Source organism: Lysinibacillus sp. FSL L8-0126, assembly GCF_038630385.1.
Lineage (GTDB): Bacteria > Bacillota > Bacilli > Bacillales_A > Planococcaceae > Lysinibacillus > Lysinibacillus fusiformis_D.
This window is the reverse complement of sequence record NZ_CP152028.1, coordinates 1862428-1876956: the sequence shown is the minus strand read 5'-3', so window position 1 is coordinate 1876956 and position 14529 is coordinate 1862428. Positions and strand designations below refer to the sequence as shown.

Sequence of the window (14529 nt, the reverse complement as noted above, 5' to 3'; positions counted from 1 at the left end):
CTTAATATTCAATAGATATCATTAACCATCTCTATTATTATTAATATTTTATCTATAAAATATCCTTTTTTTATCACATCACATATAAATTGATATTATCTTCAAACTATTAATTACAGTAAAAATACTCATAATACTTTGTAAAATCCGTATAATCTGATATAAATGATATATATACATATTTCATTATTTTGTAACATTTCTACTAATTACTGAGAAAGGACATTTCAACTATGCGATTTACTATCTACAAGAAATTATTACTCGGTTTTTTTATAGTGATTTTAGTGCTTGTTACGACAATTGGTTTAAATATAAAACAGCTAGATTCTGTAAATAAGACCTATCGTACATTACTGGAGGAACAAACAACTAAATCAATCAGTATTCAGGAATTACGAGTTATTGCAAAACAAGAAATTGTTAGTATGCGTGGCTATTTACTGCTTGGAGACAAGCAAAATTATCAAAGCAATCAGGACTCTCGCGAGGAATTTAAGCAAAAATCTGAAGAGTTGATGGCTACTTTAGATTCTGATGAATCAATAAAATTCTTAGAGGCTATTAACAAAAGTGAGCAAAGTGTCCAACAATTCGCTGACCGTATGTTTGCGTTAAAGGCTGAAGGAGAAACTGAAAAGTATGAAAAACTTGATAGTACTCAAGGACGCCTAATCATTAAACAGTTTGATGAACGCGTTGAAAACCTTTCAAATTATCAAAGTGACTATATTGATAAAAAAATGGCTGCTACATCAAAACAAATTCAAGATATTAAACTCCAAATGCTTCTACTTGGGGTCTTTGCTGTTGTCATAAGTCTGATAATTGCAATGGTTGTAGGAAGCCTAATGTCCCGCCCTATTAATGGCATGGCTAAAGCTGCTAAAAAAATAGCGGAAGGCGACTTAACAGCCGAACAAATTCGTATTAAAAACCGTGATGAGGTGGGTGACTTAGCCCTTGCCTTTAATCAAATGGCTGCAAATTTAAAGGATTTAATTACAAATGTCCGTCAAAACACAGTGCAAGTTAGTGGCTCTGCTGCTGAGTTAACAGCAAGTGCAGACCAAACTATACAGGCTACAGAACAAATCACTTCTTCTATTCAAGAGGTTGCTAGTGGCTCTGAAGCCCAAGGAAAAAATGCCTCAGAAAGCTCTGAAGCGATGAAAAATATGACAAAGGGCATACAGCAATTAGCTTCTACGACGGCTGCGGTTTCTGAACTGGCAATCGAAACGAATTCAGAAGCTAAGAAAGGCAATGATTCATTACATCGTGTCATTTCTCAGATGACAACAATTAATACAGCCGTCTTAGAGTCGGCAAGTGTTGTGAAAAATTTAGATGAACATTCTATTGAAATTGGCAATATTATTGGGATTATTACGGATATTGCTGAACAAACAAATTTATTAGCACTTAATGCTGCAATTGAAGCGGCTCGTGCAGGCGATCATGGGCGTGGTTTTGCCGTTGTTGCTGATGAAGTGAAAAAGTTAGCAGAGCAATCGAAAAAATCCGCGGAGCAAATTGCTACTTTAATTTCTGAAATTCAGCAAGATACAAATCGTGCTGTGACCGTGATGGATACCGGTACGCAAGAGGTTCAAATTGGTATGAAAGTTGTAAAAGTAGCAGAAGAAGGCTTCTCTAAAATTGTCGAGCTTATTGAACAAGTTTCCATGCAAATCCAAGAAGCTACAACCGTGTCGGAGGAGATGTCATCTAGTGCAGAGCAAATTTATGCTTCCTTTGATGAAATAGCAACGATTGCACAAATGTCCTCATCTAATTTACAAAATGTCGCTTCTGCCTCAGAAGAACAATTGGCTACTATTGAAGAAGTGGCAGCTTCAGCAGCTACCCTTTCAAATATGGCAGAAGAGCTTCACACGCAAGTTTCTCGTTTTAAATTAGATTAAATAAAAACTGCTCATTTTCTGAAGGTTTAGGTAGTGACCCCTTAAAGTTAGAGTTTTTATTTATGCAGCTAATTGGCTGGCATGAGTTCGGTATTTTACCGGACTCATGCCGGCCAATTTTTGTTTAATACGTTCGTTGTTATAGTAGTGGATATATTTTTCAATTTTCTTTTTTAACACGTCATATGAGACTAATTCTTCCCCGTAATACATTTCTTGTTTGAGTAAGCCAAAGAAGTTTTCCATTGCTGCATTGTCTGCACACGTTGCTTTGCGAGACATGCTTTGGAAAATCTTGTTCTGCTTTAATGTTTTCACCCATTTATTATGTTGATAGTGCCAGCCTTGATCTGAATGGATTGTTGTTCGATATTCTGCACGTTCTCGAATGACTGGAAGGGCTTGTTTCAATGAGTCCAGCACAAAATCCATTGTAGGCCGTTTAGACATACTGAACCCAATAACCTCTCCGTTATATAAGTCCATAATTGGGCTCAGATATAGTTTTTCATCATCTGTACATTTGAATTCAGTTACGTCTGTCACCACTTTTTGTACGGCGTAATGCGTATAGAAACGGCGATTTAAACGATTTTTCGCCACTTTTCCAACCGTACCTTTATACGATTTATAGCGCGACTTGCGGACGAATTTCTCACATTTCAAATCTAATTCCTGCATAATGCGCTGTACTTTTTTGTGATTAATGATGTAGCCTTGCGCTTTTAACTCCGTATGTATACGACGATAGCCATATCGTCCTTCATGTTTCTTAAACGTCTCTAAAATCAATGTTTGCCATCCCTTATCTGGATCTTCCTGATGCAGTTGCTTGATGTGATAATGATACGTAGCTTCTGGAATATCTACACGCATTAAAATGTCTTTTAATCGGAATCCTTCTTCTTTGAGTTCAAAGGCAATGACTGCTTGTGCTTTCCGAGGAATGCTTCCGGGTTCTCTCGAAAAGCCTTCAACTTTTTTAAGTATGCCACCTCTAGACGAAGCAGTTCATTTTCACGTTCTAACTGCTCCTCACGTGACATTTCTTTTTCTTGTTTAGTTGGTTTTGATTTTTTCGACATAGATGGGCGCCCCTTTGCTTTTTCTTGCAGGCCCTCTATCCCTTCTTCCAGAAATTTTTGGTTCCATTTAGCGATTAAACGTGGATTGTTCATCTTAAATTGAATCGCTGTCTCTTGATAGGAAGCACCTGTTTGTTTCATAAAGTGTAATACATCTACTTTAAATTGAACAGAATAGACTTCCTTACTTCTTTTTCGTTTAATACCATTATTCCCATATGCTTTGTAGGCAGCTACCCATGTTCTAATTGCTGTAGTAGATGGAATGGAATATTTTTTAGCTAATCGTTTAAGACCTATTTTTCCTGTTAAATACTCTTTCACAACCTTTAACTTAAATTCATCGCTATATTTTGCCATAAAAAAACACCCCAAAAGTTTTTTACTCTAACTTTTGGGGTGCAGCACCTTATTGCCTCTAGAAAATGAGCAGTTTTTTAGTTATATATTTCTATGTACTGTACTTTACACTTAGCATAAGAAGCATTTCAATGACGGCAGCTTCCTCGCTAGGAACTTGTAATGTAGCCATTTCACGTACCTGGTGCTCTCCTACACAGACACTTTCCTTCGCCTTCAAAAACATAGAAGCATCATTTGCATCATTTCCAAATGCAATAAACTCCCCTGCAGCAACACCCAATTTAGATAAGCCGTTCCATTTATCAATACCATTAGGACTTATATCCACAATATTTTCTGAAGCATGCTCATACAGACTCACCGGAAGCTTTTGTAGTTCAGACAATACAGCTTCTCGCTGTTCCCCTGGAAATAACACTACCTTTACAATGTCATGAATATCCTGCAATGCTACTTTTTTTGCCGCTTTTAAAGGATCTAGATTTCGATAAATTGGATGATCCTCACTTCCTGTATAAGCATAATCCCAATGACTATCTACTAGATATGGTAATTGAAAAGCGTTAATAATCTGCCGAATACCCTCCACTATTTTTGAAGCAAAAGCTGTCACCTCAATTGTTTCTCCATCACGAGCAACAAATGCCCCGTTACCACCTACCATTGGATATGCTCTCATTGATTCTGGTAATACCGGTAATAGATCACGTATTGGTCTTGCAGAGGCAAACATCACTTCATGTCCATGCCGTCTACATGCTTCTAAAGCATTGATGATTCCTTCACTTAACGGTTTCCCTTTAAAACAAATAGTCCCATCTAAATCAAAGACAAATTTCATGGTGTTTCCTTCCTTTCATGGTGTTCAATTACTCCATTATTATCTCACAGAAATTACTATTTTTAGTGGTTTCCTATACATTTCACTAAATATCAAATGATTAATAAGATACACATCGTTTAAGACAGAATTAAAAAAATTTTTAGAATATTATTGACAGGAAGTTAATATCCAAGTATTATTGCTTTCAACAACACATTGCAGGCCAAGATTGGAAATAGTAAAAGTGATTGTGTACTTGTAGAGAGCCGATGGTTGGTGTAAATCGGTAGACACACATTTTGAACTCGTCCATGAGCTACTCCCTGAACATAGTAGTAAGGGATGTCGGTTTCCCCCGTTAACAGGATAGACAGTGATAGCTGTCGATAAGTGGACTTTTTCTGTAATGAGAAGGTCAATTAGAGTGGTACCGCGAGCATAAACTCGTCTCTATTTTTATATAGAGATGGGTTTTTTTTTTAATGACTTTGGCCTACGTGTAGATTTTAGATACTAATTACGACAAAAGGAGTGTTTGAGAATGGGAAGAAAAATTTGGGTGTTTGATACAACTTTACGTGATGGCGAGCAAGTGCCTGGTGCAAAGCTAAATCTATATGAAAAAGTAGAGATTGCACAGCAACTGAAAAAACTAGGAGTCGATATTATCGAAGCTGGATTCCCCGCTTCATCACAAGGTGATTTTGATGCTGTCAGGGCCGTAGCTGAAAAGGTCGGCAACACGAACGACATCATGATTACAGCATTAGCACGTGCAGTGAAGGCAGATATTGATGCCGTCTATAACGCTGTAAAATATGCAGAAAATCCAATGATTCACATGGTACTTGGAACATCCGACATTCATGTGGAGAAAAAATTCAGCAAATCAAAGGATCAAATTCTACAAATTGGTGTAGATGCTGTGAAGTACGCTAAATCATTATTGCCGCAAGTTCAATATTCCACAGAGGATGCGTCTCGTTCAGATTTTGAATATCTTTGGAAAACAATCGAAGCTGTTATGAAAGCTGGCGCAACTATGATTAATGTTCCTGATACGGTTGGCTTTGCAGAACCAGAAGAATTTGGAGAGATGATTTTTAAATTAAATGACCGTATGAAAAATTTAAACGATAGCGTTCTTCTAAGCGTTCATTGTCACAATGACCTAGGGATGGCAACGGCTAATACACTTGCTGCCATTAAAAATGGGGCGGATAAAGTGGAATGTACAATCAATGGTATCGGTGAACGTGCAGGTAATGCTGCATTAGAGGAAGTTGTCATGGCGCTAAAAACTCGTAGCTCCGTCTACAACGCTGAGACACGTATCAATACAAAAGAGATTATGAATACTTCACGCCTTGTTTCTAGCTTTATGGGTCTAGATGTCCAGGTCAATAAAGCTATTACGGGAGATAATGCGTTTGCGCATTCTTCTGGTATTCATCAGGATGGTTTGCTAAAATCTCGTGATGCTTATGAAATTGTCCACCCTGAAGACGTAGGTCTTGATGATATGGAGCTAGTACTAACAGCTCGCTCTGGTCGCCATGCAGTAAAAAATGCCCTTGAAAAATTAGGGTTTACTAATCTTTCTACAGATGAATTTGAAGGCATTTTTGAAGGCTTCTTAAAGCTAGCGGATGCGAAAAAGGAAGTATATGATCACGACTTATACGTTATTGTGGAAAGCTATTATGAAAAACATGATGCCAATAATAAAAATGCCACACATTATAGTGACCAATTCTTTGATATCGACGATCTACAAGTCGTCAGCAATACTAGCTTCCCTTCTGCAAGTGTGAAAGTTCGTAAAGGCGGCGAAGTCTTTAAAGCAAGTGCAGTAGGCTCTGGCCCAATCGATGCCTTATATTCAGCCATTGCAGAAATTACAAACATAGATATAAAACTAGTGGAATACAATATCAATAGTGTTTCACGAGGCAAAGAGGCTTTAGGTAAGGTGAAAATTACGATTGAGTATGATGGCGAAAAGTATATTGCCAAAGCAGCTGATACTGATATTCTAAAGGCAAGTGCCTTAGCCTATATTAATGCTATCAATAGCATTGTTGTAGCAAAATTAACACCTGTGATGAATTAAATTGAATTGAAAAAAGCAGTATGACGTATGTGAACTACCCCGTAAAAATTAGACATCAATCTATCTTTTTGGGGTCAGATCATATGAGTCATACTGCTTTTTCAAATCTAACGACTGTCCCTCACTAATTTTTGATACTCTTCTTCAATTCGTTCAATGTCAAGACGTTCAAACAAAGGAGCTACTGCTTGAATCATTTGAGGCAATTCTACTTGTTCATGCCACATCATTTCCTGTATGCCTAACATATTCCTTACCTTCTCTGCTGAAAATGGTAAGAAAGGATGCAGTAGCTGTCCTAAATTAGCAATAATATAGACACAGGTTGCTAGTGTACGATTACTAGCCTCCACATTTTCTTTTACTTGTTGCCATGGCTGTTGTACGTCAAAATAGCGATTAGCCCCTCGAATATACTCAAAAATGGCTTCTAACGCTTGTTTAAAATGCCCTCCTTCAATCAGCCTGCCCGCTTCATTAAACAGTTGAATGGTTTGTTTACGAATATTGCTATCTACTTCAGCCTGTGGCACCTGGCTGGCAAAGGATTTCTCAATAAACTTCAATGTACGATTGACAAAATTACCATAGGCACCGAGTAATTCACTATTATGACTGTAAATAAATTCTCGCCATGAAAAATCTGTATCACGGTTTTCTGGCGCATTCATCGTTAAGAAGTAGCGAATGGCGTCTGCGTCATAACGACTTAAAATATACGGAACCCACACAGCCCAATTTTGACTAGTTAATAATTTTCGTTTTTCTAATGTTAAATATTCGTTCGATACGATATGTGTTGGTAATGCTTGCGCCCCAATTCCCATTAAAATAGCTGGCCAAATAACCGTATGGAAAGGAATATTATCCTTCCCATGGACATAATACGAAATGGTCTCTTCATTCCATAAATCTTCAATCGCTATTTGATGCTCTTTTGCCCACTCTAGACTTGCTGATAGATAACCAGCTACTGCTTCAATCCATACATATATTTTTTTCCCTTCAAAGCCTGGCACTGGGACATCTATGCCGTTTGGTAAATCTCTTGTTACTGCTCGGTCAGGAACCCCTTCTGCCAAGTAACGCTCCGTTAAACCTAAAGCATTATCTCGCCAACGTTTATGGGCCTTCGCTTCTGCCACATAAGACTCCAATCTACCTTGAAATTGACTAAAGGTAAAATAAAAATGCTCTGTCTCACGAATAACAGGCTCATTGCCACATATTTTGCAACGTTTATCTATTAAATCCAGTGGGTCTAAGATTTCTGAGCAGTTATCACATTGATCTCCCCTTGCCTTTGCACCACAATTTGGGCAAATTCCCTCAACAAATCGATCGGGTAGAAATTGTTGATCTGTCTCACAGTAAGCCTGTTCAATTTTCTTTTTGTATAAAAAATTGTTAGCTAGTAGCTGTAAAAATAGGCCCTTTACGGATTCATGATGGTGTTCTGCATCTGTTCTAGTGTATAAATCATAGGTAAATCCTAAATCACGAAAGCACTGCGTAAATTCAGCATGATAGTGATTGGCAATGGCCTCTGTTGTTGTATTTTCTTGTGCTGCACGAATAGAAATAGGTGTACCATTACAATCACTGCCTGATACATATAAAACCTGCTCACCTTTTTGTCGGTAATATCTAGCCAAAATATCACCTGGTAATAGTGCGGCAACATGCCCTAAATGCAAAGAACCATTTGCATATGGCCAAGCGCCTCCAATAACAATTGTCATTCTAGTTTGCTCCCCTCACTAAAAAAATGGTAAAAAAAAAATCGTCCTAATCAAATCTGATTAGGACGAGTATACCCGTGTTACCACCTATATTTACAAATAGCTCACACTATTTGTCTCCATCAGTACGTCTCCATTCAAAATGAGAGATACTGCCGCTGTTGTAACGAGTGCCCATCTCGTCGTAATCTACTTGCTAAAAAGCTTTCGGTACGAAGCTCAAAGGTCATTTTCAAAAGGGTTCATTTACCTCATTTCCACCAACAGAGGCTCTCTACAAAATGCTGCTCCAATTTACTTTTCCTTTTCAATGCTTTTCCTATAGGATTGGCACTATTTTACGCTTTCTAGTGATGAAATGCAATGATTGTCGTTAAATCAACTCTATTTTTCGATAAAGATTAAAATTTAAGCAATTAATTGAATGTGATGTTTAATAACGCTGTTAAATCATCTATTATAATGTCTGCCTTTTGCAATTCGTTATCCTGTGCAAAGCCAAAACGAACGCCTATCGACTGTAGTTGATTGTCATGTGCAGCCTGAATATCCGACGAACGATCTCCCACCACTACCCCGTTCTGGATTTCATTTTCTTCTACAACTCGTTTTACTAGATCTGATTTATGCCCACTTACAATAGATTGAATGCTGTAGATTCCCTTTATAAAACGCTCTAATTGATAGGTTTCAACAATCGCCTGTAAATAGTCAACCTGTCCATTACTCGCTATGTATAACGGATAATTCTCTGATAATGCTGCAAGAGTTTGTTCAGCATATGGATATAAAGCTCCCTGATGATTGCGTATTTGCTCAATCAGCTTTACATGGAATAAAACATTGCTCTCTTCACGTATCTCTATTGTATGCATAGGACATAATGTTTCCCACACAACAGGTAAAGGAACGCCCATTATTTCTCTGTATTTTTCTATCGGTGTTTCTCCTTGCCACAAGCCACTTGTCCGTAGCACATCAAATGTTGCGTCGAGCGCAGGCTCTAATATAAGATTTGTTTGAAATAACGTGCCATCCATATCAAAAATAAAAGCTTTATTCATAGAATCACTCCCTGATTAATTATCAAAAAACGTCATGTGAGGCTTTTCCTGCTTATAATAAGCCAAACGATCTTGCAAAGTTCCTGTATGAAATTCAAATTTATGACCATCTGGGTCTGTAAAGTAAATCGATTTTTTGTCCTTCTCATCTCTTTGACGCCCTGTTAAAATATTGACCTTTAATTGTAGCAATTTATCATACATTTTATTATAGTCATCCTCACAAATAGTAAAGGCGATGTGGGTATAGGAATGATGGATTTCATTCCGTGGTATATCCCTCTCTACATTCAGGGCGAGCCACAGCCCATTTACATCAAAATAGGCTGTGCTTTTCCCCTTTACTAGCAATTTAGCATCGAAAACATTTTCATAGAATGCGGTGGATTCCTCTAAATTGGATACAGAAAATAGTAAATGATTAATATGTTGAATGGTCATAACTAAGCTCCTAATGCTTATTTTTTACCTTTTTTTATTCCTTTAGAAATCTGCTTCCATTTACGTTGCTCCTCAAGTTTCGCCTGTGCATTGGTTTTGCGTTCCATATAAGCTAATTCTCTTTGGAGCTTAAAGTAGCTTTGGAGGCGATATTGATCCAACTCTCCATCAACAATAGCTTGCTGGACAGCACAATAAGGCTCTTTTTGATGAGTACAATCACGATAACGACAAGCTGTTGCTAGTTCCTCAATATCTTGAAAGCTTGAAGCTAAACTATCACCTTGATCCCATAATTGAAGCTCACGCATCCCTGGTGTATCGATTAAACAGCCCCCATCTGGTAATATGACTAACTCTCGATGAGTAGTTGTATGACGACCCTTAGCATCTTCCTCACGAATACCAGCAACCTTCATCAGCATCTCCCCACACAAAGCATTTGTTAAGGTCGACTTCCCTGCCCCTGAAGAGCCTAGCAATGCCCCTGTCACTCCCTCCGTGAACAATGTCTTAATTTCCATTAAGCCTTCGCCCGATAAAGCACTCGTCACAAAAATATCTACACCAAATGCTACAGACTCAACTTCTTGTACCAAGCTTGCAGTATCCTCACATAAATCTGCCTTCGTCAGGACAATCACTGGCCTTGCCCCTGAATCCCAGGCAGCTACTAAATATCTCTCCAAACGTCGAATATTAAAATCAGCGTTCAAGCTCATAACAAGTAACACGATATCGACATTTGATGCGACAATCTGTTCTTGAATTTCAGTTCCTGCAACTTTACGTGAAAATACAGATTTTCGTTGGAATAGCTGATGAATAATTGCTCGTTCCTCACCAGGCATTTTCTCTACTAGCACCCAATCACCAACTGCTGGATAGTCCTCCCGAGCTAAAGACGTATACGCATAATGACCAGCAATTGTCGCAAGCCATTCGCCCTCTTCGGCTAACACTCGGTAAGAATGCTTATGCTCTAATGTAACCCTTGCAGGCACACAATTCTTCAATTTAGGCTGTTTTTTCATTTCCATCATTTGCTCTTCAAAATACGTTGTAAAACCTACTGTTGTTAAATTCAATTTATTTTCCTCCTAAACGTACATATCCTTGACGCCTCAGCGCAATGTCTGTAATATCCGCCAGAGACTCTATCGTCATTCAGCATTTTTTGAACCACGAAAAAAACCTTGTAGCTGCAATTCGGCAGTTACAAGGTTTCACAGGCACGTTTAAAAGATACACAAATACCCCGAGTTATAGCACGGCGTCACTTTGTATATTTTAGGCGTGTGAAATGGAACAAACCGAATTGCAGTTCGCTAAAAATAGATCTATTCATCATGTCACATCACCTTCTTTCCATTTAGTTGTTATCAATATAGCTAAATTTTCAGAAATTGTCAATTATAATCTTATAAGCATTTATTCTAATCCTTGACGCATAGAATGAACAAGACCACTAAATGCGAGGAGATGTTGAATTGCCTAAAATCATTTCTATTAGCACACATCAACCACCTTACACATTACAGCAATCAAATGCAGAGGAACTAACGAAAGAGCTTTTCTATGCAAAAATCCCAAAACTAGAGCGCTACTTAAAGGTTTTTGAAAATGGTGGCATCGACACCCGCCATTTTTGTGTTCCATCAGAATGGCATCGTACGAATCACTCCTTTGAGGAACGCAATGATTTATATATTGAATTAGCTACACAATACAGCGTGAACGTCATCCAGGCATGTTTAGAAAATGATGCTTTTTTATCTTCACCCATTTCTCCCGAAGAGATTGATGCTATCATTTTTGTCAGTAGTACTGGCATTTCAACACCAAGCATTGATGCGCGTGTGATGAATAAACTTCCCTTTTCAGATCGACTGAAACGTATTCCACTATGGGGGTTAGGATGTGCTGGCGGAGCAGCAGGTGTAAGTAGAGCCTTTGATTTTTGTAAAGCCCATCCACATGCGAAGGTGCTTGTCGTTTGTGTCGAGTTATGTAGCCTCACTTTTCAGCCAAATGATTTTTCTAAAAGTAATTTAATCGGTGCTTCTCTTTTTGCAGATGGTGCTGCTTGTATTCTCGTTTGCGGAGACGATTTAACCATCGATACAAAAAAAACAACACCTTCTATTTTGGCAACAGGCTCTAAATGGATGCCAGATTCAGAAAATGTGATGGGTTGGAATGTAAAAAACAATGGACTTCATGTTATTTTTCAAAAAAGTATTCCTGCCATTATTACTAATTGGCTCGGACCATTCATTGAAAAATTTTTAATGGAACAAGGACTGTATAGTGAGCAACTTACTCATTTCATCGCTCATCCTGGAGGAAAAAAGGTTTTAAAAGCTTATGAAGATACACTTTATTTGTCTCCCCAAAAAACCGACATTTCTCGGGAAATATTGCGCCAACATGGCAATATGTCATCACCAACTGTGTTATATGTATTAGAGCAATTTATGTTACATGAAGGACAAGTGGAGGATACAGGTTTACTCGTCGCTCTTGGCCCTGGTTTTTGTGCAGAAGCTGTATTATTAAACTGGAGGGAGTAACATGATCTTCTATCTTATTTTAACTATTGTCATTCTACAAAGACTGACAGAGGTTGTCATTGCCAAACGCAATGAGAAATGGATGTTTTCACAAGGGGCCTATGAAGTAGGTGCCTCTCATTATCCCTATATGGTCACAATGCATGTTAGTTTTTTTCTGTTTTTAATTGTAGAAATCGTCACTAATAACAATGGTATCTCGCCCTTATTCCCATTATTTTTTATATTATTTATAGCTGTGCAAGCCTTAAGGATTTGGTGTATTCGCTCTTTGGGCTCCTTTTGGAATACAAAAATTCTTATATTACCTGATGCTCAAGTTGTCCGTAAAGGGCCATATGAATATATGCGTCATCCCAATTATGCGGTAGTTTGTTTGGAAATCCTTTTACTACCTCTCATGTTTCAGGCTTACTTTACAGCATTTTGTTTTACATTATTAAATATTACAATGCTTTCTGTACGAATTCCTATAGAAGAAAAAGCATTACGAGATGCTACTAATTATAATCGTGTATTTCAAAAGAAGATTTCGGAGTCTTAACCGAAATCTTCTTTTCTTCTTAATGCCATTCCCAGTTGAATGGGTCCTGTAGACGCTCCCAAGGATTATGGAACTCTTCATCCGTTAATAAACAGCTGTCCAATTGTTTGATTATATCTTCTCGATTTAAATCAATCCCAATAATAACAAGCTGTGTCATTCGATCTCCAAATTCCTCATCCCAATCCTCCAATACTTCAGGACTTTGCTGAAATACATCCTGCTGCTGTGCTTTAGGTAGGGCTGCTATCCAATAAGAAACAGGTTCAATTTTTGCAGATGACCCAGCCTGAGATAATAATAGTGCAACATCCTGATGTCTTGCACTCCAAACAATTCCCTTTGCTCGTACAATCGATTCTGGCATTTGATCACACCACTCAACAAAACGCATCGGATGGAAGGGTCTTTTGCTTTTATAGGTGAATGAAGATATCCCATACTCCTCTGTCTCTGGTGTATGATTTTCATGACCAAGCTCTAATTCCTTTAGCCAACCAGCCGACTCTGAAACCCGTTCAAAGTCAAAGCGACCTGTATTTAAAATATCTGCTGGATCAATCACACCGTTTGTTGTACGAATAAGTTTCGCTTCTGGTTGCAATGCACGCAAAATACGTTCTAACCGTTCAAGCTCCTCTGCCGATACTAAATCACACTTATTTAAGACCAGGACGTCACAAAATTCAATTTGATCAATGAGCAGATCCGCAACATCACGTTCATCTAATTCACCAACCGCTTCCTTACGTTCTAATAAGCTTTCTCCCGACTGAAAATCATGCCAAAAGCGATGTGCATCCACGACAGTAACCATTGTATCTAATTGGCAAAACTTCGTTAAATCGATGCCAAGCTCCTCATCTAAATAACTAAATGTTTGTGCAACTGGAATTGGCTCACTAATCCCCGTCGATTCAATCAAAATATAATCAATATTGCCAAGCTTCGCAAGACGTTCCACCTCCTGCAATAAATCCTCTCTTAATGTACAACAAATACAGCCATTGGATAGCTCTACAAATTTTTCCTCTGTACGCGATATACCGCTGCCATTAGCAATCAGCTCCGCATCAATATTAATTTCACTCATATCATTCACAATAACCGCGACACGTAAATCCTTGTTGTTTTGCAATACATGATTCATCATAGTTGTTTTACCAGAACCTAAATAACCACTCAATACTGTAACGGGAATTCTCTTTGTCATTATTACAACTCCTTAAATCGTAATCATTACTATTTACAATTTGTAATTAAATCATACAATATTGGAAAATGCAAAGCTTTTTATTACTTACAAAAATAAACTTGACAATATTCGGTGAGAAATATATCGTTTAAATCGTAACGATTACTATTTAAAAAGAGGGTCATACATGCGTGTTCAAATAACACTAGCCTGCACTGAAACAGGTGATAAAAACTATATAACGACTAAAAATAAACGCAATCACCCAGAAAGATTGGAGCTTAAAAAATACTCCCCTCGCCTGAAACGCGTAACAGTCCATAGAGAAACAAAATAATTTTGCAATGGGATAAATTTGGAGTAGTGCTGATGCATTTATTGAGTGGATTTCTCTATTGTTGGAGCAGGGGCAACATCGTATGTGCGAGGTTATCTAATCTTGGAGCAGATGGGGCTTTCTTTAACACCAGTTTCCACACTTTGAGAGCGCTGTTGGCAAACCTTTGAGCGACCTACTCTATTTTGAGAACGAAGTTTAGCTCTTCTCGAGCGGAGCTCAAGCAGCTTTCCCTTCCATCAAACGTAGCACCTCCAACATCCCTTCCAATCGAGCAACTAAAAAATGACTGTTTCAAAGGTATACATTTTGAAACAGTCA

13 protein-coding genes and 2 other annotated features are annotated in these 14529 nt (G+C 38.0%); of the genes, 5 read left to right on the top strand and 8 right to left on the bottom strand.

Features of this window, described 5'->3' with window-relative positions; all coding sequences use genetic code 11:
* The first annotated feature begins 233 nt into the window (after positions 1 to 233).
* Complete coding sequence (locus MHI34_RS09175; RefSeq protein ID WP_036128588.1) at positions 234 to 1928, top strand: methyl-accepting chemotaxis protein; 1695 nt, start codon at positions 234 to 236, stop codon at positions 1926 to 1928.
* 60 nt (positions 1929 to 1988) lie between these two features.
* Here MHI34_RS09175 and MHI34_RS09170 read toward each other — a convergent pair whose 3' ends face one another.
* The 3 genes from MHI34_RS09170 to MHI34_RS09160 all read right to left on the bottom strand — a co-directional run bounded on the left by MHI34_RS09170 (position 1989) and on the right by MHI34_RS09160 (position 4217).
* Positions 1989 to 2876: an IS3 family transposase gene (locus tag MHI34_RS09170; RefSeq protein ID WP_230593949.1), complete on the bottom strand. Its 888-nt coding sequence runs from the start codon at positions 2874 to 2876 to the stop codon at positions 1989 to 1991.
* On the bottom strand, positions 2816 to 3373 hold the full coding sequence (locus MHI34_RS09165; protein ID WP_089933748.1) for a helix-turn-helix domain-containing protein: 558 nt from the start codon (positions 3371 to 3373) through the stop codon (positions 2816 to 2818). The genes MHI34_RS09170 and MHI34_RS09165 overlap by 61 nt, the downstream gene beginning before the upstream one ends.
* A 91-nt stretch (positions 3374 to 3464) precedes the next feature.
* On the bottom strand, positions 3465 to 4217 hold the full coding sequence (locus tag MHI34_RS09160; protein ID WP_342504362.1) for an HAD-IIB family hydrolase: 753 nt from the start codon (positions 4215 to 4217) through the stop codon (positions 3465 to 3467).
* 198 nt (positions 4218 to 4415) lie between these two features.
* Positions 4416 to 4654 (top strand) — a binding site (T-box leader).
* An 86-nt stretch (positions 4655 to 4740) separates the two neighbouring features.
* On the opposite strand from MHI34_RS09160, the gene MHI34_RS09155 reads away from it, so the two are divergent.
* Positions 4741 to 6312, top strand: a complete 1572-nt coding sequence (locus MHI34_RS09155; protein WP_101966891.1) for a 2-isopropylmalate synthase — start codon at positions 4741 to 4743, stop codon at positions 6310 to 6312.
* Positions 6313 to 6419: 107 nt separating this feature from the next.
* Here the strand turns inward: MHI34_RS09155 and metG are convergent, their stop codons facing one another.
* From metG to rsgA, 4 genes are all read right to left on the bottom strand, one after another.
* A complete protein-coding gene (gene metG, locus MHI34_RS09150; protein ID WP_342504361.1) occupies positions 6420 to 8054 on the bottom strand; it encodes a methionine--tRNA ligase in 1635 nt (544 codons plus the stop codon).
* A gap of 58 nt (positions 8055 to 8112) precedes the next feature.
* Positions 8113 to 8374: a binding site (T-box leader), on the bottom strand.
* 96 nt (positions 8375 to 8470) lie between these two features.
* Entirely contained in the window at positions 8471 to 9118 is a 648-nt protein-coding gene (locus MHI34_RS09145) for an NIF family HAD-type phosphatase (protein WP_058843900.1), read from the bottom strand.
* A gap of 15 nt (positions 9119 to 9133) precedes the next feature.
* Positions 9134 to 9559 carry a FosM family fosfomycin resistance protein gene (gene fosM, locus MHI34_RS09140; protein WP_342504360.1) on the bottom strand — a complete coding sequence of 142 codons (426 nt, stop codon included), beginning with the start codon at positions 9557 to 9559 and terminating at the stop codon, positions 9134 to 9136.
* 17 nt (positions 9560 to 9576) lie between these two features.
* Positions 9577 to 10647 (bottom strand): ribosome small subunit-dependent GTPase A, encoded by a 1071-nt coding sequence (gene rsgA, locus MHI34_RS09135; RefSeq protein WP_342504359.1) that lies wholly within the window; start codon positions 10645 to 10647, stop codon positions 9577 to 9579.
* Positions 10648 to 11049: 402 nt separating this feature from the next.
* Here rsgA and MHI34_RS09130 point away from each other — a divergent pair, with 402 nt between their 5' ends.
* Both MHI34_RS09130 and MHI34_RS09125 read left to right on the top strand, forming a co-directional pair.
* Positions 11050 to 12132, top strand: a complete 1083-nt coding sequence (locus MHI34_RS09130; RefSeq protein ID WP_036128609.1) for a 3-oxoacyl-[acyl-carrier-protein] synthase III C-terminal domain-containing protein — start codon at positions 11050 to 11052, stop codon at positions 12130 to 12132.
* A gap of 1 nt (position 12133) precedes the next feature.
* Positions 12134 to 12676: an isoprenylcysteine carboxyl methyltransferase family protein gene (locus tag MHI34_RS09125; RefSeq protein ID WP_058843897.1), complete on the top strand. Its 543-nt coding sequence runs from the start codon at positions 12134 to 12136 to the stop codon at positions 12674 to 12676.
* Positions 12677 to 12695: 19 nt separating this feature from the next.
* On the opposite strand, the gene MHI34_RS09120 is transcribed toward MHI34_RS09125, so the two are convergent.
* Entirely contained in the window at positions 12696 to 13889 is a 1194-nt protein-coding gene (locus MHI34_RS09120) for a GTP-binding protein (protein ID WP_058843896.1), read from the bottom strand.
* Positions 13890 to 14058: 169 nt separating this feature from the next.
* Here MHI34_RS09120 and rpmG point away from each other — a divergent pair, with 169 nt between their 5' ends.
* Entirely contained in the window at positions 14059 to 14208 is a 150-nt protein-coding gene (rpmG, locus tag MHI34_RS09115; RefSeq protein WP_036128616.1) for a 50S ribosomal protein L33, read from the top strand.
* Positions 14209 to 14529: the final 321 nt, after the last annotated feature.

What these genes read in the sequence shown, in the direction of transcription:
- MHI34_RS09145 (WP_058843900.1), bottom strand. Translation starts at nt 9,118, where the DNA reads ATGAATAAAGCTTTTATTTTTGATATGGATGGCACGTTATTTCAAACA.
- fosM (WP_342504360.1), bottom strand. Translation starts at nt 9,559, where the DNA reads ATGACCATTCAACATATTAATCATTTACTATTTTCTGTATCCAATTTA.
- MHI34_RS09160 (WP_342504362.1), bottom strand. Translation starts at nt 4,217, where the DNA reads ATGAAATTTGTCTTTGATTTAGATGGGACTATTTGTTTTAAAGGGAAA.
- MHI34_RS09165 (WP_089933748.1), bottom strand. Translation starts at nt 3,373, where the DNA reads ATGGCAAAATATAGCGATGAATTTAAGTTAAAGGTTGTGAAAGAGTAT.
- rpmG (WP_036128616.1), top strand. Translation starts at nt 14,059, where the DNA reads ATGCGTGTTCAAATAACACTAGCCTGCACTGAAACAGGTGATAAAAAC.
- MHI34_RS09155 (WP_101966891.1), top strand. Translation starts at nt 4,741, where the DNA reads ATGGGAAGAAAAATTTGGGTGTTTGATACAACTTTACGTGATGGCGAG.
- MHI34_RS09120 (WP_058843896.1), bottom strand. Translation starts at nt 13,889, where the DNA reads ATGACAAAGAGAATTCCCGTTACAGTATTGAGTGGTTATTTAGGTTCT.
- metG (WP_342504361.1), bottom strand. Translation starts at nt 8,054, where the DNA reads ATGACAATTGTTATTGGAGGCGCTTGGCCATATGCAAATGGTTCTTTG.
- MHI34_RS09175 (WP_036128588.1), top strand. Translation starts at nt 234, where the DNA reads ATGCGATTTACTATCTACAAGAAATTATTACTCGGTTTTTTTATAGTG.
- MHI34_RS09125 (WP_058843897.1), top strand. Translation starts at nt 12,134, where the DNA reads ATGATCTTCTATCTTATTTTAACTATTGTCATTCTACAAAGACTGACA.